Genomic DNA, 17,103 nt, shown 5'->3' with positions numbered 1-17,103 from the left:
GTGTGGCGCCCAAATACGGTCCTTCGGCGCAGAGTTCACCGCTTTGAGCGACAGATATATGCATATCTTGGTGGATCGGCGCATCCAACGGCACGATGAGTGGCACTCTGGCGCGAAGCACATGTCCGGGCCGTCCTCGCGTTTGTCCGCTCGTCGCGGGTCAAGCGGGCCGGTCCGGGTGGGAAAGGGACAGCGTCGCCATGGCAGACCATCAGGAATCAACCGTCACTCTGCCGAGCGATCCCGCCTCGGTCTCCGCCGCCCGTAGATATGTCGCCGGCGTACTCACCGAGTGGGGTCTCGCGTCGGACGGCGAAACCGCGGATACGATCCGCCTGATCGTCTCCGAACTCGCGACCAATGCCGTACAGCACACTTTCGGCCAGTCGCCCACATTCACCGTGGACATGCGCCTGGAGTGCGACGAGCAGTTGCACATCGGCGTGACCGACAGCCATCCACGCTGGCCGAAACGTCTTCCCGCCGCCGTCCAGCAGGACAACGGGCGGGGCATGGTGATCATTCGCTGGCTGGCCGCCGAGTGCGGGGGGCGTCTGTCGGTGACGCCGACGCCCGAGGGCGGCAAGACCGTCTGGATCGCTCTGCCGTGGACGGCCCCCGTCCAGAGCTGAGCGGTCCGGAACCGAACGCCCGGAGCCGGGGCCGTCCGGCCGCCGGGCGAAGGCGGTGAGCGCGGGCGCCCGCGCTCACCGCCCCGTACGAGCCGCTGTCAGCGCACGCGGCCGTACCAGACGCTGCTGGACCAGATCTTCTCCAGCCGGACCACGGACCCGGTCTTGGGGGAGTGCCAGATCTTCCCCTCGCCGGCGTAGATCCCCACGTGGTAGACGTTCGAGCCGGAGTGGAAGAAGACCAGGTCACCGCGTTGGCGCGAGGACGACGAGATGTGGCGTGTGCTGTTGTACTGCTGCTGCGTGGTGCGCGGCAGCTTCTTGCCCGCCTGCTTGTACGAGTAGGCGGCGAGCCCCGAGCAGTCGAACCGGTACGGGCCGCTGGCCCCGTACTGGTAGGGCGATCCCTTCTTCGACGCGGCGACATTGAGCGCCTTCGTCGCGAGTGTCGCGGCGCTCGCCTCACTCGTGGCGCCCGGCGCCAGCAAGGTGCCGCCCACGGCGGCCAGAGTGAGTGCGGAGACCGCGCCGACACGAGTCAGCAGGGACGGGACGTGATTCTGCGCAGACATGCGCGACCCTTCGTCAAACCGCCTGCGAAGGATGACCTGTCGGGTTCGGACTGGCGAAGATGCCCGGCCGCTCACGCGGCTTCACCCCAAGGGCCTCCCGGTTGCCCGGTCGGCCCGCACTGCTCGGGTCCTCCACTCCTGCCGATCCATCAGTCGACCAGTCATCCGGGTACGGCGGCAGGACTCGGCGTCCGCCCGGACCGCCCCGCCTCGGTGGCGGGGGCTTGTCGTCGGAAGGGATCTTGACCCACGAAGTGTCGGATTTCCGAGCCGAAACGGCGTTTTGTGAGGCTCCTCACGACTGACCCGTTCGGGTGGACGCGGATGTTTTGAAGCCTTCCGCAGGGGGTCCGACCAGCCCCGTACCAGCGTCGGAATGACATGTTCCGTCGCGTGTCTGCCCATATGGCGCAAGGGAACTGATACGTCGTTCGGACCATCGGATGGTGCGAACGGGGGACGCCGACTCGTACCAACGAAGGTGCCGTCCGGGCGCCTGTGAGGCATCAACTCGCGGAGGGCGGCGGCACCGTGACGCGACCCGCCCGGCGCTCCCCGTCGAGCACCCGCAGGGCCCGCGCCAGCGTCTCGGAGTGCAGCTGGCTCTCGCCGCGCAGATGCATCGTCGTCAGCGCGTCCCGCAGCGCCACCGCGCGCCCCACGAGCGCCTGCGCGGCCCGCAGCGCGCCATAGGTGTCCGAGTGCCGGGCGGGGTTGATCCGGCCCAACTGGTCCAGGGCGTCGAGATACGCGTCGATGAACTCGCCCTCCGCGCGCGTGAGCGCGGGCAGCGGCGGCAGTTCGGGCACCACGTGCTCTACCTCCCCGGTTGCGTACGGGAGTTCTTGCGGCTGGACACGACATGGTCGACCAGGCCGTACGCGGCGGCGCCCTGGGCGTCCAGGATGGTGTCCCGCTCGATGTCGGCGCTCACCTGCTCGACGGACCGGCCGGTGTGCTTGGCAAGCAGCTCGGTCAACATCGCGCGCCCGCGCTGGAGTTCGGCCGCGTAGATCTCCAGATCGGACGGCTGGCCCCGCAACGGCTCCTCGACGGACGGCTGGTGGATCAGCACCCGCGCACCCGGCAGCGCGAGCCGCTTGCCGGGGGTGCCCGCGGCGAGCAGCACCGCTGCGGCGGACGCGGCCTGGCCGATGCAGACCGTCTCCACGTCACAGGTGACGAACCGGATCGTGTCGTAGATCGCCGACATCGCGGTGAGCGAGCCGCCGGGGGAGTTGATGTAGAGCGAGATGTCCCGGTCGGGGTCCGCGTGCTCCAGATGCATGAACTGGGCCATCACATCGTTGGCGGTGGTGTCGTCGACGGGGGTGCCGAGGAAGACGATGCGCTCTTCGAGCAGCTCGGAGTAGGGGTCGAGGGTGCGGACCCCGTTCGAGGTGCGCTCGGTGAACTCGGGCAGGACATAGCGGGCGGCTGGGCCGTGCATGACGTACCTCATCTCGTACCGGACTCATGACCCGGGGTCTCTGTAAAAAATGTACAGGACGTACAGGCCGATATGATGGGGAGCATGGCCTAGCGATCGAGGAGAGGCAACAGGTCAGAGGCGGTTTCGCTCTCGGCGTGAGAGCTGAAATCTCACCTTCTCTCACATAGTGGTGCCAGGCTGGACGTTGGCGACGCCCAGAGGCTCGTTGAGATGGATCACCGCAGTGCCCATGTCGGCGGCCGTCGGATGGACGTACACGCGCTTCGTGAACGAGGCGTTCGCGTGCCCGGCCCACGCCGCGAGGATCGTGTCGGCGACTCCGTTGACCGCCAGGAAGGTCAGGCAGGAGTGCCGGGCGTCGTACAGCCGGACCCGGCGCAGATCCAGCTTCGCCATCAGCGCGTAAGCATGCTCCCGCAGCTGACGGGTGCTCATCGCCTGGCCGAGCAGATCGACGAACACGTAACCCGAGTCGATGTAGTACGACCCCATCGCCGCGCGCTCGGCCGCCTGGATCACGCCGGAAGTTCAGCAGGGCCAGCCGTACCGGCTCGGGCAGGGGCAGGGTCCGCTCGCCGGCCTCGGACTTGGTGTCCTTCTCCAGGACCCGCGCATTCCCCACCATGGTCCGGGTGTTGGCCACCGCGAGGGTTGCCGCCTCGAAGTCGAGGTCGGCCCACCGGAGCCCGGCGACTCCGCCGGCCGCAGACCCCGAGCTCTACTCGCGGGAGCGGTACATCGCGGTGACGGGCCGCCGGTTCGGTGCCGCTCCTGCCCGTCTGGCCGATCTGGATGACGTCATCTCCGAGTTGGACGCCGTACGTTGAAGCCCCGGCCGGGGGTAGCGGCCGGCCGGGGCCTTCTGAACTCGGCGGTGCAGTAGGCGTCCTAGGGTGTGTCTGACGGGTCGTGTGACCGACTTGCCGGAGGTGCGATCTGGTCAGAGAGACCGGAACCCACCGGTCCGAGTGGCTGTCGGCGTGCTTCAAGAGCCGGAGCAACCGCTCCTCGTTCATCGGATATGACTACCTTCAAGCGCGTAGCGGCCACCCTCGGAGCCACGGCAGTTGTCCTTGCGGTCGCGGTGGCACCCGCCAACGCGGCAGACGCCGCAGGCACCGTAAACAACGGTCTTTCCTTCCTGCGAGACAGCGCCGAAGCGATCATCACCTTCGTGAAGCAGGTCCTTGCCTGAAAGCGTGCCTTGTCCACCCCATAGGGTTCCGGGCTCAACCCGACCATGGCCCGGAAAACTGGGGTGGACGTTTCCTTGCAGAGTCCGGCGGGTCGACCCAGACCCGTTGGAGAGCCCTAGGTGTCGTAGCCGAGGGCGGCGCGGGTGTCACTGACCGCCCCAAGTGGCCTGGCGCTGTACGGACGGCGCGGCAGCCTTCGGCCTACGGAAGATCAGGAACGCCGAGGCGTGGTCCTTGTGGTCGTGGGAGAAGGACGCTTGATCGAGCTGCCAGCCCACGGCCTCGATCGCCTCGATCTGCTCAGCCACCCCTGACAAGGATCCCGAGAAGTTGCTTTGCAGTGCCCCCTGGTTGACGCGGCACACGAACACCGTCCGGCCCTCGTCTATGGCTCGTTGAGCTTCCTTGCTGATCGCTTCTGCCTTGGCGTCTTTGATCCACCCCATGGTTCCCCCAGGAATCGTCGAAGGCAGGACGGTACCGTCGGGGCAGCGCCGACGTCTGCGGATCAGCGGTTTCAGGGGCGCCGGGCACTCCACGGCGTCCAGACGCAGGCGCGTAGCGCACGCAGAAGCCCCGGCCGGGGCTTTCCCGTCTGCGGCCCGCCGAGGGGGTGCTGCGGGCCGCAGGGGTTTGACGAGGCTAGGGAGTACGGCGCGGCTTAAGGCCGCAGCCGGGGGTGTTGGCGGGGTGCCGGTAGGCGTCGGGCCGGGCACCGCTCGACGAGAACCTCGGCAGTACTTCGGCTTTCCCCTCGATGGGCTTGTCGCAGACGCAGCAGATGCGGGTCACGATGCTTCGCCCTCCGGTCCGTTGGCGTGCTGACGGCAGGTTCTTGGGAACCAGCTCGTCGTGTAGTCGAGGATGCGAAGTGGTTGCGGCCCCAGGTCGACCGCTGATGCTGCGGTGAGCACGAGGCCGCACCATACGCAGGTGATGCCGCGGCGCTGCGCCTGCGACAGGGTGTTGTAGTGCGGCAGGCGTCTGAGCGCGGCCGTCATGGCAAGACCGTCGGCGCCGATGCCGGTGCGTCGACAGCGGAGATCTCGGCTGTCGCGGCGCAGGGGCGATGTGCGTAGCGGGACTGCCCGCCGCCGCTCTCGCTGATGTACATGTACGTGATGACGTCGGCACCCGGTTCCTTGCAGATCTCGCAAATCCGGTACTGCGCCGCGTCGACCGACTGCTGCTGGTGGGGTGCATCTGAAGGCATGGCCAGCACGCTAGGCACCGCGATTGCGGCCCGGCTGACCGATTGCGCCGGATTGCGCGTACATGTGAGGCGGTTCGCGCCGATTGCTTATCCGGGGTGCATCTGGGTCCGAGCACGCGCGATCAGGCGATGCGCGTGCGGGCCGTAGGCCGCCGCCTCGTTGAGCCCGTCCCACACCCGCCCGTACAGAGCAACGTCGTCGGCGGACTCGAACTGCAGCTCCGTGTTGATGGTTTCGACGACCACGCGCTCCTCATCGAAGATCCAGAAGCCGTGTTTCGGGCTCAGTTTGAGCGGCGCGCCGAACGGTACGATCCCGAGCTCCACCGTGCTCATGCCGATCAGACCGACGATCCGGTCCAACTGGCCGGCCATCGCCTCGCGCGGACAGATCAGTGCATGGAGGGCGCCTTCCCAGATCAGGACCCGGAACAGCCTGCCCGTCTCATACAGGACTTCCTGCCGTCTCATCCGCGCCTGGACAGCCGCGTCGGTATCGCGCGGGGTGGACTGCAGTAACTCGGCGTTCTTGGCCATCAGGTGGCGGGCATAGTCCGGGGTCTGGAACAGCCCGGGAATGACGGTGGCCTCGTACCCGCGCACGACGGTGGTGCTGCGGTATTCGACGACGTACCGGTCCTGCACGGGACGCTGCCCAGCGGCCAGCTGACGCCGCCACGAACGTTGCTGGGATTCCAGGCCACGCAGACGGCTCTTGAGGTCGTCGGCCTGCTCTGGCGCGCCTGCCGCGGCTGCCCAGGCGTCGAGGTCTTCGGCGGTCGCCGTCTGCTTGCCGTTCTCCAGCCGCGACACTTTGGACCGTGCCCAGCCGAGACGGGCGGCAATGTCCTTGCCGTTGAGGCCACCCTCGGTACGCAGCTCTCGCAAGCGCGCACCGAGGGCGATCCTGGCGCTCTGAAAGTCCGTGCTCACACGGACGAACGTACCTGCGCCCAGACCTCGGCAGTAGGCACTGCGCAGCGCCAAGCCGCATCCCGTGCCCGGCACGCAGCCAGCACTTCGGCGGGGTCCTCGATGACCTCAACGCCGAGCGTGGTGTCTGTGTCGTCGATGTCGAGGCGAACCAGGATGCGCGAGTCGAACAGCCACAGGTCGAAGCCGGGCAAGTACAGCCGCTCGGCCTCGGAGCGACGCAGAACACGGATGTCTTCGCCGGCCGCGATGTTTCCGGCCGCCGCCGCCATCAGGAACCGCTGTCCGTCGGTTGGAGGTTCGTCGATGATGCGGACTCGGGAGAACCGGGCACCTTGCGCCGCCCGTTCGCGCACGTTGATGTTCCACGGATGGTCCGGCTCGGGCTGCGGGGCGATGCCCTGCATGAATGCCTGGAAGCGTTGCCCCTGCCGGTCGGAGGCGTAGCCGCGGCGTGTCTCCAGTCGAAAGGCCGTGTGCTGGAACTCTGAGAACAGGTGGATGATCTCGTCGAACGGGATCAGAGGCGGCAAGGTCACTCCTTCGGCGCGAATCGCGTGAGCAGATCGCGAGGGATGACGACAAACGCCTCACCCGCTCCGACGTCGCGGAGCTGCCCGAGGTGCTCGGGGTCCGTCAGCTGGTCCCCCTGTACGACGATGTCGCCGGTCTCAACGACCTCGTACAGGGTGGGGCAGTTGCCGTACTCGCTGGTGGTGCCGATGAACCTGAGCGTCATGTCGCCCTCCATCTGCGCTGGTCGGGCAACCAGGATGCGACAGACATCCGCGCCTGTGGCGGGGATTGCGGCCGATTGCGAATCGGCGGCCACACCGGAGTGTTGCGCGCAACGACGGCAGCCGGTAGCCGGACATGCCGAAGGGCCCCACTCCGGACGGGAGTGGGGCCCTTGGAGTTCATCGTCGACCGCGAAGGCGACCCTGGAGCTTACGACCGGCGCCCCGAAAGCAGCTGACACCTCTGACATGTCAGGGGCGTCAGCTTGCGCGCGTGCGCGCAAAGAGTCTCTGACCTGCCTTTTTATGTCTCTCCGTGGACCATCCGGACTGCTTGACCCCCGGATAAGCTGGGGAGCATGGCCTACGAGATTCCGGTGACGCAAGCCCGAGCTGAGCTCGCCGAGCTGATCAACCGCGTGGTGTACGGCGGGGAGCGCGTCGTCGTGACCCGGCACGGCAAGCCCCTCGTCGCCCTGGTGTCCGCCGCTGACCTGGAACGACTCGAAGGTGCGACGGAGTCGGACGAGGAGCGGGTGATCAGCTCGGTGTCGTCGGTGCGCCAGGTCGCATCCGCTCCCGGCGAACGGCGACGGTTCGGCATCGCAGCCGAGCACCGGCAGCCGCCGGCGGGTGACTGAACGCTTCCGGATCGCCGGAGCCGACGATGGATGTATTGGCCATGAATATGCAAAGCGTCAGTTAACGAGCCGGAAAAACTTCCGCCGTAACGTGCAATGCCTCGCTGCGGAGCAGGGAACCCCAGGTCAACAGAGTGTTGAACTCGGATAGGGTCCCGCAGCGTCGAGGCGGGAGTCACCCGCTCTGGGCACGACAGTGAGGTGGGAAGCGTGCAACTGACGCCGCACGAGCAGGAGAGACTGCTCATCCATGTCGCCGCGGACGTCGCGGAGAAGCGCCGGGCGCGCGGGGTGAGGCTCAATCACCCCGAGTCCGTCGCGCTGATCACCTCGCACATCCTCGAAGGCGCCCGCGACGGTCGTACGGTCGCCGAACTCATGGCGTCCGGGCGCAAGGTGCTCACCCGCGAGGAGGTCATGCCCGGCATCCCGGAGATGATCCACGACGTCCAGGTCGAGGCGACCTTCCCCGACGGCACCAAGCTCGTCACCGTGCACGAGCCGATCGTCTGACGGGGGAGCGGAGCCGATGATCCCAGGAGAGATCCTCTTCGCGGACGAGCCCGTCGCCCTCAACGAGGGCCGCGAGGTCACCCGGATGACCGTCCTGAACGCCGCCGACCGGCCCGTACAGGTCGGCTCGCACTACCACTTCGCCGAGGCCAACCCCGGCCTGGACTTCGACCGCGCCGCCGCCCGCGGGCTGCGGCTGAACATCGCCGCGGGCACCGCCGTGCGCTTCGAACCCGGCATCCCCGTGGACGTCGAACTCGTCCCCTTCACGGGACGCCGGGTCGTGCCCGGGCTGCGCGGCGAGATCGGAGGTCCTCTCGATGGCTGAGCTCAACCGTGCCGTGTACGCCGACCTGTTCGGCCCCACCACCGGCGACCGCATCCGGCTCGCCGACACCGATCTGCTCGTGGAGATCGAGGAGGACCGCTGCGGCGGGCCCGGACGCTCCGGCGACGAGGCGGTGTTCGGCGGCGGCAAGGTGATCCGCGAGTCGATGGGCCAGGCTCGCACCACCCGCGCCGAAGGCGCACCCGACACCGTTGTCACCGGCGCCGTCGTCCTCGACCACTGGGGGATCGTCAAGGCCGACATCGGCATCCGGGACGGCCGCATCACCGCCATCGGCAAGGCCGGCAACCCCGACACGATGGACGGGGTCCACCCCGATCTGGTCATCGGCCCCGAGACCGAGATCATCGCCGGGAACGGGAAGATCCTCACGGCCGGCGCGGTGGACACCCATGTCCACTTCATCTCGCCGACCCTGATCGACCAGGCGCTCTCCTCGGGCATCACCACCCTCGTCGGCGGCGGCACCGGCCCCGCCGAGGGCACCAAGGCGACCACGATCACGCCCGGCCCCTGGCACCTCGCCCGAATGTTCGCGGCGCTGGAGAACGCGCCCGTCAACATCGGTCTGCTCGGCAAGGGCAACACCATGTCGCGCGAGGCGATGCACTCCCAGCTGCGCGGCGGCGCGCTCGGGTTCAAGATCCACGAGGACTGGGGGGCGACCCCGGCCGTCATCGACGCCTGTCTGAGCGTCTGCGACGAGACCGGTGCCCAACTCGCCATCCACACCGACACGTTGAACGAGGCGGGCTTCGTCGGCGACACCCTCGCCGCCATCGCGGGCCGCTCCATCCACGCGTACCACACCGAGGGCGCGGGCGGCGGGCACGCGCCCGACATCATCACCGTGGTGTCCGAGCCGTACGTCCTGCCCAGCTCGACCAACCCGACCCGGCCGCACACCATCAACACCATCGAGGAACACCTCGACATGCTGATGGTCTGTCACCATCTCAACCCGGCCGTGCCGGAGGACCTGTCGTTCGCCGAGTCCCGCATCCGGCCGTCGACCATAGCGGCCGAGGACATCCTGCACGACCTGGGCGCCATCTCGATCCTGTCCTCCGACTCCCAGGCGATGGGGCGGATCGGCGAGGTCATCATGCGTACGTGGCAGACCGCGCACGTCATGAAGGTGCGCCGGGGCGCGCTCGCCGGTGACGGACGGGCCGACAACCACCGGGCGCGTCGCTATGTCGCCAAGTACACGATCAACCCGGCCGTCGCGCAGGGCCTCGACGGCGAGATCGGCTCGGTCGAGCCGGGCAAGCTCGCCGACCTGGTGCTGTGGGAGCCCGCGTTCTTCGGCGTCAAGCCGCAGCTCGTCATCAAGGGCGGCCAGATCGCGTACGCGCAGATGGGCGACGCCAACGCGTCCATCCCCACCCCGCAGCCGATCCTGCCGCGCCCGATGTTCGGCGCGTACGGCAAGGCACCCGCGGCCAACTCGCTCAACTTCGTGTCCGAGGCCGCCCTCGACGACGGGCTGCCCGAACGGCTCGGCCTGGACAAGGAGTTCGTCGCCATCAAGAACACCCGCCGGGTGGGCAAGGCCGACATGCGCGAGAACGACGCCCTGCCGGACGTCAGGGTCGACCCGGACACCTTCACGGTGACCATCGACGGCGACGCGGTCGAACCCGCGCCCGCCGCCGAACTGCCCATGGCCCAGCGGTACTTCCTCTTCTGAGAGCGGCTGAACATGTCTCGCGCGGCTCTGCTCGTCCTCGCCGACGGCCGCTTCCCGGCGGGCGGCCACGCCCACTCGGGCGGTGCCGAACCCGCCGTGAAGGCGGGTCGTGTCCGGGACGCGGCCTCCCTGGCGGAGTTCTGCCGGGGGCGGCTGCACACGGCGGGTCTGGTGTCCGCCTCGCTCGCCGCGGCGGCCGCCCTCGGGCTCGATCCGCTCGCCCTCGACGAGGCCGCCGATGCCCGCACGCCGTCTCCCGCGTTGCGGGTCACCGCGCGCAAGCTCGGGCGGCAGATGATGCGGGCGGCGCGGGCCACCTGGCCGAGCGAGGAGCTGGCCGCGCTCGCCGCCGCCCGGCCGCGGGGTGCGCATCAGCCGATCGTGCTCGGGCTCGCCGCGCGGGCGGCGGGGCTGGGGGCGGAGGATGCGGCGCACTGTGTGGCGTACGAGTGTGTGAGTGGGCCCGCGACCGCGGTGGTGCGGTTGTTGAGCCTCGACCCGTTCGATGCGACGTCTGTGCTCGCGCGGTTGGCGCCCGAGCTGGATGCGGTGGCTTCGCGGGCCGCGCGGCTGGCGGCCTCGGCCGCCGTGGAGGGGGTGGGTGTGTTGCCTGCCGCCTCTGCGCCGCTGCTCGATGTCATGGCGGAGGCGCATGCGGCTTGGGCGGTGCGGCTGTTCGCGTCTTAGTCCCCCACCCCGCCGCTTCCCGAAACCCTGCCGGGGGCCGGTGGGGGTGGGGCGCCGTTGCCGGGGGCTCTGCCCCCGGACCCCCCTTATCGCCCTTAACGGGCTCGTCCTCAAACGCCGGACGGGCTGAAGTCCCCGGGCGGGCTGAAATGACCGAAGTCGCCCGGCGAACCGAAAGTGGAGCCGCCTCATGCACCTCGACCACTCCCACGACGGCCCTGCCGCCATCAGCGCCGACGCCCATCGCCCCGACGGGACCCGCCGTGCGCTGCGCATCGGGCTCGGCGGGCCCGTGGGGTCCGGGAAGACCGCCACCGTTGCCGCGCTCTGCCGGGCCCTGCGCGAGCGGTTCTCGCTCGCCGTCGTCACCAATGACATCTACACCCGCGAGGACGCCGAGTTCCTGCTGCGCAACGCGGTGCTGCCGCCCGAGCGGATCCAGGCCGTGGAGACCGGGGCCTGCCCGCACACCGCCATCCGGGACGACATCTCCGCCAACCTCGAAGCCGTCGAGGACCTGGAGGACGCGGTCGGGCCGCTCGATCTGATCCTGGTCGAGTCCGGCGGCGACAACCTCACCGCCACCTTCTCCAAGGGTCTGGTCGACGCGCAGATCTTCGTCATCGACGTGGCGGGCGGCGACGACATCCCGCGCAAGGGCGGTCCCGGCGTCACCACCGCCGACCTCCTCGTCGTCAACAAGACCGACCTCGCCCCGTACGTCGGCTCCGACCTGGAGCGGATGGCCCGGGACGCCAAGGAGCAGCGGACCGAACTCCCCGTCGTCTTCCAGTCGTTGCGGTCCGAGGGCGGCGTGGACGCGGTCGCCGAGTGGGTACGGGAGCGGCTCGCCGCATGGCAGGGCTGACCACCGGCGCGGGGGTGCGCGCCACCGCCCGCATCGTCGCCACCCGCGAGGGGCTGCCCGTCCTGGCGGGGGAGGGGCCGCTCGCGCTGCGCCGCACCCGGGGGACCCCGGACCGTCATCGCGTCACCGTCGTCGGTGCGATGAGCGCCCCGCTCGGCGGCGACCACATCGCCGTCGAGGCCGAGGTGATGGACGGGGCGCGGCTCACCGTCGACTCGGCCGCCGCCACCATCGCCCTGCCGGGTCGTGACGGTGAGCGCGCTCAGTACGACATATGTCTGACGGTTCGTCAGGACGCCGAGCTGCACTGGCTGCCCGAGCAGCTGATCTCCGCCCGGGGCAGCGATCTGCGGATGCGCACCCGCGTCGACCTCGCGCCGGGCGCGCGCCTCGTGCTGCGCGAGGAGCAGATCCTCGGACGCCATGGCGAGGACCCCGGTACGCTCGCCACCCGCCTCACCGTCCACCTGGCGGGCCGCCCGCTGCTCGACCAGGAACTCGCGTACGGGCCCGGCGCGCCCGGAGGATGGGACGGCGGGGCTGTGCTCGGCGGCCATCGGGCGGTCGGGCAACTGCTCGTCGTGGACCCGGAGTTGGTGGACAAACCCGCCGAGCCGCAACTGCTCGGCGAGAACGCCGTGCTCACGCCGCTGGTCGGGCCCGCCTTCCTGGTGACGGCCCTCGCGCCGGACGCCCGGCTGCTGCGGCGCGTACTCGATCGCGTGCTGGATGACGTCCTGACCGCTCAGCGGGACACGGCGTCCCGTCTATCGGTTCGGTAAAGAAACGCCAGTACGACCTGTTCCGGACAAGGTCAGAGGCGCGAGGATCCCCCGAGACCACAAAATGCGCCACCACAGGTGGCGCACAGCAGCAGGGGGAGGAACCACTTGAGACGCACCGCAGTGCTCGGTTCGGCCGGCACTCTGATCGCGGGCACGCTCATAGCCGGCGCGATCGCGGCCCCGGCGGCCACCGCCGAGAGCCGTCACCACGGCACGTCCGAGGCGCGCGGCGTACAGCTCGCCGCCGAGCGGGCCGCCAAGAAGGGCATCGACTGGACCGACTGCCCGGCCGACTGGGGCTTCGCCAAGCCGATCCAGTGCGGCTACGTCAGCGTCCCGCTCGACTACGCCCACCCGTACGGCCAGCAGATCAAGCTCGCCGTGGACCGGATCTCCTCGACCGGCACCCCGGCCGAGCGCCAGGGCGCCCTCGTCTACAACCCCGGTGGCCCCGGCGCCTCCGGTATGCGGTTCCCGACCCGGGTGACCGGCAAGAACCCGCTGTGGGCCAACACGGCCAAGGCGTACGACTTCGTGGGCTTCGACCCGCGCGGTGTGGGCCACTCGACGCCGATCTCCTGCATGGACCCGCAGGAGTTCGTCAAGACGCCGAAGGCCGACCCGGTGCCCGGCAGCGAGGCCGACAAGCGCGCCCAGCGCAAGCTCGCCGCCGAGTACGCGGACGGGTGCGCCGAGCGCAGCGGCTGGATGCTGCCGTTCATGACCACCCCGAACACCGCCCGCGACCTGGATGTCATCCGCGCCGCGCTCGGTGAGAAGAAGCTCAACTACCTGGGCGTCTCCTACGGCACCTACCTGGGCGCGGTCTACGGCACGCTCTTCCCGTCGCACGTGCGCCGCATGCTGGTGGACAGCGTCGTCGACCCGGCGCGCGACAACATCTGGTACCAGGCCAACCTGAACCAGGACATCGCCTTCCAGGGCCGCTGGAACGACTGGGAGAACTGGGTCGCCAAGAACGACGCGACCTTCCACCTCGGCGACACGGCGGCCAAGGTCGAGCAGCAGTGGGTCAAGCTGCGCGCCGCGGCCAAGAAGAGCCCCATCGGTGGTGTGGTCGGCCCGGCCGAGCTCATCGGGTACTTCCAGAAGGCCCCGTACTACGACTCGTCGTGGGTGCCCGTCGCCAAGGCGTGGAGCCAGTACGTGGCGGGTGACAGCAAGGCGCTGATCGCGGCCGCCGGTGCCGACATGTCGGACATCGCGGGCAACATCAGCTCCGAGAACGGCAACGCGGTCTACACGGCCGTGGAGTGCGCCGACGCCAAGTGGCCCACCAGCTGGAAGAAGTGGGACCGGGACAACACCCGGCTCAACAAGACCAACCCGTTCATGACCTGGGCGAACGCCTGGATGAACCTGCCGTGTGCCACCTGGCAGGCGCCGCAGCAGACCCCGGTCGAGGTCAAGACCGGCAAGGGCCTGCCGCCGGTCATGATCGTCCAGAGCACCCGGGACGCGGCGACGCCGTACCAGGGCGCCGTCTCGCTGCACCAGCGCTTCAAGGGATCGCGTCTGATCACCGAGAAGGACGCCGGTTCGCACGGTGTGACCGGTCTGGTCAACCCCTGCATCAACTCGCGGGTGGAGGCCTACTTCCTCACCGGCAAGGTCGACGCCGCCGATGTGACGTGCACCCCGCACGCCACGCCGAAGCCGTAACGGCGAATCAGCGGTAAGAAGCAGCAAGGAGGGGCGGCCGGAACTCCGGCCGCCCCTTTCGCTACCCGCGCCCCGCCAGCCACGCGTCCTCGGCCGCGTAGTCGAACGGGTCCACCGCGCCGTACAGCTCCACCATCCTGGGGAACGCCTCCCGCCAGTCGCGCTCGCGCACCTGGTCCACCAGCCACGCGACCGTCCCCGGCAGCGACTGCTCGTACCCGGTCACCGCCCGGTACCCCAACTCCCGCTCGGCGGCGGACATGTCGTACACCATGGGATGTTCCAGGCTCCACGGTGTGAGCCCGACGGTGCCCACCGGGGCCGGTCCCTCCACCGTCACCAGCTCGCTGCGCACGCCCATCACCTTGTCGATCGCTGCGCTGATCCCGGCGACCGTCGGCACCTCGGGATCCCCGGCGTTGAGCACCCGCGCGCCGGGCCTGAGCGCCGCCAGGCGGATCATCTCGGCCAGGTTGGAGACATGCACCGGATGGAACCGGTTGCGTCCGCCGTACGCGAGGACCCGCACGGGCCGACGGTCCAGCGCCCGCTGGACGAAGTAGAACTCACGCGGAAAGCGCGAGTGCGGCCCGTGGACCGCACCGGCCCGCAGCAGCGTCGTCGACAGCCCGGACGCCAGCAACTCCCGCTCCAGGAGCACCTTCCGGCTCCCGTACGTGCTGTCGCCGGGCGCGACCGTGCGGTGGGTCTCCGGCAACGGGACCGGATAGCGCGGCTGTTTGCCCGGTTCGTCCTGGGTGTCGAAGCTGTGGCCCTGGTCGTCCTCGTAGAGCGCGCCGGTGGAGATGACCACCGCGGAGCCGATCCGGTCCTTGAGCGCGGTCAGCTGCCGCGCGTGGTCGCGGCCGAACGCGACCATGTCGACCAGGACGTCGACGCCGTCGCCCAGCGCGGTGGCGAGCGCCCCGTCCGCGTCGCGGTCGAGCGCGACCGCCTCCACCCCGTCCGGCCAGTCGGGATCCGTCCCGCCGCCGCGCGAGGCGGCCCGCACCCGCCAGCCGTCCTCGGCGAGCGCGCGCACGGCGGCCCGCCCGATCTGTCCCGTGGCCCCTACGACGAACGCCGTTCCCTTGTCTCCCGTGTCCATGGACGGGACGCTACGACCGTACGATCTTGGCGGCCAGCCCTTTGTGCCCTGGGCGGATCCGCTGTCAGCCGAGGATCCTGGGGAACTTTCCGGCCTCCTCGGCCTTCACGTCGGCCGCGTACCGGTCCACGTACTCCTGCCCGGAGAGCTCAAGGATCTTGTACATCAGCTCGTCGGTGACGGCCCGCAGCACCGCCTTCTCGTTCTCCATCCCGAGGTAGCGGGAGAAGTCCAGCGGCTCGCCGAACCGGATGGTGACCCGGCGGATCTTCGGCATCACCTGGCCGGGCGGCTGGATCTCGAACGTGCCGACCATCGCGCACGGGATCACCGGGACCTGGGCCCTGAGCGCCATCACGGCGACCCCGACCTTGCCCTTGTAGAGGCGTCCGTCGTGCGAGCGGGTGCCCTCCGGGTAGATGCCCAGGAGCTCGTCCTTCGCCAGCACCCCCAGACCCTCGCGGATGGCCGCCTGCCCGGCCTCCTTGCCGGACCGGTCGACCGGGATCTGACCTATCGCGCGGAAGAACGCGGCGGTGAGGCGGCCCTTGATGCCGGGGCCGGTGAAGTACTCCTGCTTGGCGAGGAAGGTGATGCGGCGCTTCAGCATCACGGGCATCAGGAAGTGGTCGGAGAACGACAGGTGGTTGCCCGCCACGATCGCCGGGCCGTCCTGCGGAATGTGCTCCAGCCCCTCGATCCTCGGCCGGAACAGCAGCCTCAGCAGTGGCCCGAGCAGGACGTACTTGAGCACGTAGTACAGCAACGCACCGGCTCCTCACTCGGCCCGCCCGCCGGGCCGTCGTTCAGGCGCTGCGCGAAGCCGCCATGCCGACCGTGGACAGGCCGAGGACCACCCAGCCGAACCAGAGCCAGCCGCTGCTGCCGAGCGCCACCGTGTAGGCCGTGATCACCACCAGCGCCACGACGGTGAGCACCACCATCGCCTTCGTCGTGCCGGGCATGGGCGTCCCCTTCCGACCGGCCGCTGCCGTGGAAGTCCATGGTCGCCCCGGGGACGCCCCCGGCGCCAGACGTGCGCACGGGCGGCGTACGGGTGGTTACTGCCCGCGTGCGTTCAGCGAGGCGAGATAGGCGTTGTACGCCGCCAGCTCCTTGTCGCCGTTGCGGTCGGCGGCCCGGTCCTGGCGCTTGGCCTCGCGCTTCTCGGTCGCGTACCACTGGAAGACCAGCGCGATCAGGACGACCACGGACGGGATCTCGCTGAAGGCCCAGGCGATGCCGCCGGCCGCCTCCTGGTCGGAGAGCGCGTCGATGTTGAGGGAGGCGGGCGGGTTCTTGTACGTGCCGATCATCGGCTGGGTCGCCATCATCAGCGCGATGCCGAAGAAGGCGTGGAACGGCATGCCCGCGAAGAGCTCCAGCATCCGCATGATGTAGCCGGGGCGGTGCGGGCCCGGGTCGACGCCCATGATCGGCCAGAAGAAGACCAGGCCGACGGCGAGGAAGTGGACCATCATCGCGATATGGCCGGTCTTCGACTCCATCAGGAAGTCGAACAGGGGTGAGAAGTAGAGCGCGTACAGGCTCGCGATGAACAGCGGGATCGTGAACGCGGGGTGCGTGATGATCTTCATGTACCGGCTGTGCAGCAGCGCGAGCAGCAGCTCGCGCGGGCCCTTGCGGCCCCGGCCCGCGACCGGCAGCGCGCGAAGCATCAGCGTGATCGGCGCGCCCAGGAGCAGCAGGATCGGCGAGAGCATGCTGATGACCATGTGCTGGACCATGTGGACGCTGAACATGACCATGCCGTAGTCGTTCAGCTTGGTGCACATCACCAGGGCGATGCTCAGCACACCGAGGGTCCAGAAGATCATCCGGCTGACCGGCCAGCTGTCGCCGCGCCTGCGCAGCCGCACGACCGCGTAGCCGTACAGACCGAGCCCGAGCACACAGCCGATCAGGAAGAACGGGTCCGCGGACCACTCCATACCCCGCGCCAGCGTGAACGGCGGCAGATCCATGGTCATGCCGTGCCCGCTGTGATCCATCCGCTGACTCCTGATTTCGTACCGGTTG

At 69.3% G+C, this 17,103-nt stretch carries 25 protein-coding genes and 1 riboswitch; of the genes, 11 read left to right on the top strand and 14 right to left on the bottom strand.

Going from position 1 to position 17,103, the window contains the following annotated elements; genetic code table 11:
• Window positions 1-200 precede the first annotated feature (200 nt).
• Window positions 201-632 (top strand): ATP-binding protein, encoded by a 432-nt coding sequence (locus BG418_RS17130; protein ID WP_188274755.1) that lies wholly within the window; start codon window positions 201-203, stop codon window positions 630-632.
• Between the two features lie 98 nt (window positions 633-730).
• On the opposite strand, the gene BG418_RS17125 is transcribed toward BG418_RS17130, so the two are convergent.
• The 4 genes from BG418_RS17125 to BG418_RS17110 form a co-directional block, all read right to left on the bottom strand.
• Window positions 731-1,204 (bottom strand): C40 family peptidase, encoded by a 474-nt coding sequence (locus tag BG418_RS17125; RefSeq protein ID WP_188274754.1) that lies wholly within the window; start codon window positions 1,202-1,204, stop codon window positions 731-733.
• A 3-nt stretch (window positions 1,205-1,207) separates the two neighbouring features.
• Window positions 1,208-1,373, bottom strand: a riboswitch (cyclic di-AMP (ydaO/yuaA leader).
• Between the two features lie 337 nt (window positions 1,374-1,710).
• A complete protein-coding gene (locus BG418_RS17120; protein WP_188274753.1) occupies window positions 1,711-2,016 on the bottom strand; it encodes a hypothetical protein in 306 nt (101 codons plus the stop codon).
• A 5-nt stretch (window positions 2,017-2,021) separates the two neighbouring features.
• Window positions 2,022-2,654, bottom strand: a complete 633-nt coding sequence (locus BG418_RS17115) for an ATP-dependent Clp protease proteolytic subunit (protein WP_188274752.1) — start codon at window positions 2,652-2,654, stop codon at window positions 2,022-2,024.
• A 162-nt stretch (window positions 2,655-2,816) separates the two neighbouring features.
• Window positions 2,817-3,176, bottom strand: a complete 360-nt coding sequence (locus tag BG418_RS17110; protein ID WP_317453678.1) for a tyrosine-type recombinase/integrase — start codon at window positions 3,174-3,176, stop codon at window positions 2,817-2,819.
• Between the two features lie 113 nt (window positions 3,177-3,289).
• Between BG418_RS17110 and BG418_RS17105 the strand changes: the two genes are divergently transcribed.
• Both BG418_RS17105 and BG418_RS17100 read left to right on the top strand, forming a co-directional pair.
• The gene (locus tag BG418_RS17105) at window positions 3,290-3,484 is read left to right on the top strand and encodes a hypothetical protein (protein WP_188274751.1); all 195 of its coding nucleotides are present in this window, start codon (window positions 3,290-3,292) and stop codon (window positions 3,482-3,484) included.
• A gap of 194 nt (window positions 3,485-3,678) precedes the next feature.
• Window positions 3,679-3,852, top strand: coding sequence for a hypothetical protein (locus BG418_RS17100; protein ID WP_188274750.1), 174 nt, complete (start codon window positions 3,679-3,681; stop codon window positions 3,850-3,852).
• A 147-nt stretch (window positions 3,853-3,999) separates the two neighbouring features.
• Here the strand turns inward: BG418_RS17100 and BG418_RS17095 are convergent, their stop codons facing one another.
• The 6 genes from BG418_RS17095 to BG418_RS17070 all read right to left on the bottom strand — a co-directional run bounded on the left by BG418_RS17095 (window position 4,000) and on the right by BG418_RS17070 (window position 6,738).
• On the bottom strand, window positions 4,000-4,161 hold the full coding sequence (locus tag BG418_RS17095; protein ID WP_188274749.1) for a hypothetical protein: 162 nt from the start codon (window positions 4,159-4,161) through the stop codon (window positions 4,000-4,002).
• Window positions 4,162-4,641: 480 nt separating this feature from the next.
• Complete coding sequence (locus BG418_RS17090) at window positions 4,642-4,854, bottom strand: hypothetical protein (protein WP_188274748.1); 213 nt, start codon at window positions 4,852-4,854, stop codon at window positions 4,642-4,644.
• Entirely contained in the window at window positions 4,851-5,066 is a 216-nt protein-coding gene (locus BG418_RS17085; protein ID WP_188274747.1) for a hypothetical protein, read from the bottom strand. Before BG418_RS17085 ends, BG418_RS17090 begins: the two co-directional genes overlap by 4 nt.
• A gap of 87 nt (window positions 5,067-5,153) precedes the next feature.
• Entirely contained in the window at window positions 5,154-5,999 is an 846-nt protein-coding gene (locus BG418_RS17080) for a Scr1 family TA system antitoxin-like transcriptional regulator (RefSeq protein ID WP_188274746.1), read from the bottom strand.
• Complete coding sequence (locus BG418_RS17075; RefSeq protein WP_188274745.1) at window positions 5,996-6,532, bottom strand: DUF6879 family protein; 537 nt, start codon at window positions 6,530-6,532, stop codon at window positions 5,996-5,998. The genes BG418_RS17080 and BG418_RS17075 overlap by 4 nt, the downstream gene beginning before the upstream one ends.
• Before the next feature lie 2 nt (window positions 6,533-6,534).
• Window positions 6,535-6,738 (bottom strand): hypothetical protein, encoded by a 204-nt coding sequence (locus tag BG418_RS17070; RefSeq protein WP_188274744.1) that lies wholly within the window; start codon window positions 6,736-6,738, stop codon window positions 6,535-6,537.
• Window positions 6,739-7,095: 357 nt separating this feature from the next.
• Here BG418_RS17070 and BG418_RS17065 point away from each other — a divergent pair, with 357 nt between their 5' ends.
• The 8 genes from BG418_RS17065 (at window position 7,096) to BG418_RS17030 (ending at window position 13,955) form a co-directional block, all read left to right on the top strand.
• Window positions 7,096-7,377 (top strand): type II toxin-antitoxin system Phd/YefM family antitoxin, encoded by a 282-nt coding sequence (locus BG418_RS17065; protein ID WP_188274743.1) that lies wholly within the window; start codon window positions 7,096-7,098, stop codon window positions 7,375-7,377.
• Between the two features lie 210 nt (window positions 7,378-7,587).
• Complete coding sequence (locus tag BG418_RS17060) at window positions 7,588-7,890, top strand: urease subunit gamma (RefSeq protein WP_188274742.1); 303 nt, start codon at window positions 7,588-7,590, stop codon at window positions 7,888-7,890.
• A 16-nt stretch (window positions 7,891-7,906) separates the two neighbouring features.
• Window positions 7,907-8,218, top strand: coding sequence for an urease subunit beta (locus BG418_RS17055; protein ID WP_188274741.1), 312 nt, complete (start codon window positions 7,907-7,909; stop codon window positions 8,216-8,218).
• Window positions 8,211-9,932, top strand: coding sequence for an urease subunit alpha (locus tag BG418_RS17050; protein ID WP_188274740.1), 1,722 nt, complete (start codon window positions 8,211-8,213; stop codon window positions 9,930-9,932). The genes BG418_RS17055 and BG418_RS17050 overlap by 8 nt, the downstream gene beginning before the upstream one ends.
• 12 nt (window positions 9,933-9,944) lie before the next feature.
• On the top strand, window positions 9,945-10,619 hold the full coding sequence (locus BG418_RS17045) for an urease accessory protein UreF (RefSeq protein ID WP_188274739.1): 675 nt from the start codon (window positions 9,945-9,947) through the stop codon (window positions 10,617-10,619).
• Window positions 10,620-10,809: 190 nt separating this feature from the next.
• Entirely contained in the window at window positions 10,810-11,487 is a 678-nt protein-coding gene (gene ureG, locus BG418_RS17040) for an urease accessory protein UreG (RefSeq protein WP_188274738.1), read from the top strand.
• On the top strand, window positions 11,475-12,269 hold the full coding sequence (locus BG418_RS17035; protein ID WP_188274737.1) for an urease accessory protein UreD: 795 nt from the start codon (window positions 11,475-11,477) through the stop codon (window positions 12,267-12,269). Before ureG ends, BG418_RS17035 begins: the two co-directional genes overlap by 13 nt.
• Window positions 12,270-12,377: 108 nt before the next feature.
• Window positions 12,378-13,955 carry an alpha/beta hydrolase gene (locus BG418_RS17030; RefSeq protein ID WP_188274736.1) on the top strand — a complete coding sequence of 526 codons (1,578 nt, stop codon included), beginning with the start codon at window positions 12,378-12,380 and terminating at the stop codon, window positions 13,953-13,955.
• Between the two features lie 61 nt (window positions 13,956-14,016).
• Here BG418_RS17030 and BG418_RS17025 read toward each other — a convergent pair whose 3' ends face one another.
• The 4 genes from BG418_RS17025 to BG418_RS17010 all read right to left on the bottom strand — a co-directional run bounded on the left by BG418_RS17025 (window position 14,017) and on the right by BG418_RS17010 (window position 17,075).
• Window positions 14,017-15,063: an NAD(P)-dependent oxidoreductase gene (locus tag BG418_RS17025; protein WP_188274735.1), complete on the bottom strand. Its 1,047-nt coding sequence runs from the start codon at window positions 15,061-15,063 to the stop codon at window positions 14,017-14,019.
• Between the two features lie 64 nt (window positions 15,064-15,127).
• Complete coding sequence (locus BG418_RS17020) at window positions 15,128-15,829, bottom strand: 1-acyl-sn-glycerol-3-phosphate acyltransferase (protein ID WP_188274734.1); 702 nt, start codon at window positions 15,827-15,829, stop codon at window positions 15,128-15,130.
• A 40-nt stretch (window positions 15,830-15,869) separates the two neighbouring features.
• Window positions 15,870-16,028 (bottom strand): hypothetical protein, encoded by a 159-nt coding sequence (locus tag BG418_RS17015; protein ID WP_188274733.1) that lies wholly within the window; start codon window positions 16,026-16,028, stop codon window positions 15,870-15,872.
• A gap of 96 nt (window positions 16,029-16,124) precedes the next feature.
• On the bottom strand, window positions 16,125-17,075 hold the full coding sequence (locus tag BG418_RS17010) for a cytochrome c oxidase assembly protein (protein WP_188274732.1): 951 nt from the start codon (window positions 17,073-17,075) through the stop codon (window positions 16,125-16,127).
• Window positions 17,076-17,103 lie beyond the last annotated feature (28 nt).

The organism is Streptomyces sp. CBMA152 (assembly GCF_014596475.1).
In the GTDB taxonomy this organism is placed as follows: domain Bacteria; phylum Actinomycetota; class Actinomycetes; order Streptomycetales; family Streptomycetaceae; genus Streptomyces.
This window is presented reverse-complemented; position numbering and strand designations above follow the sequence as displayed.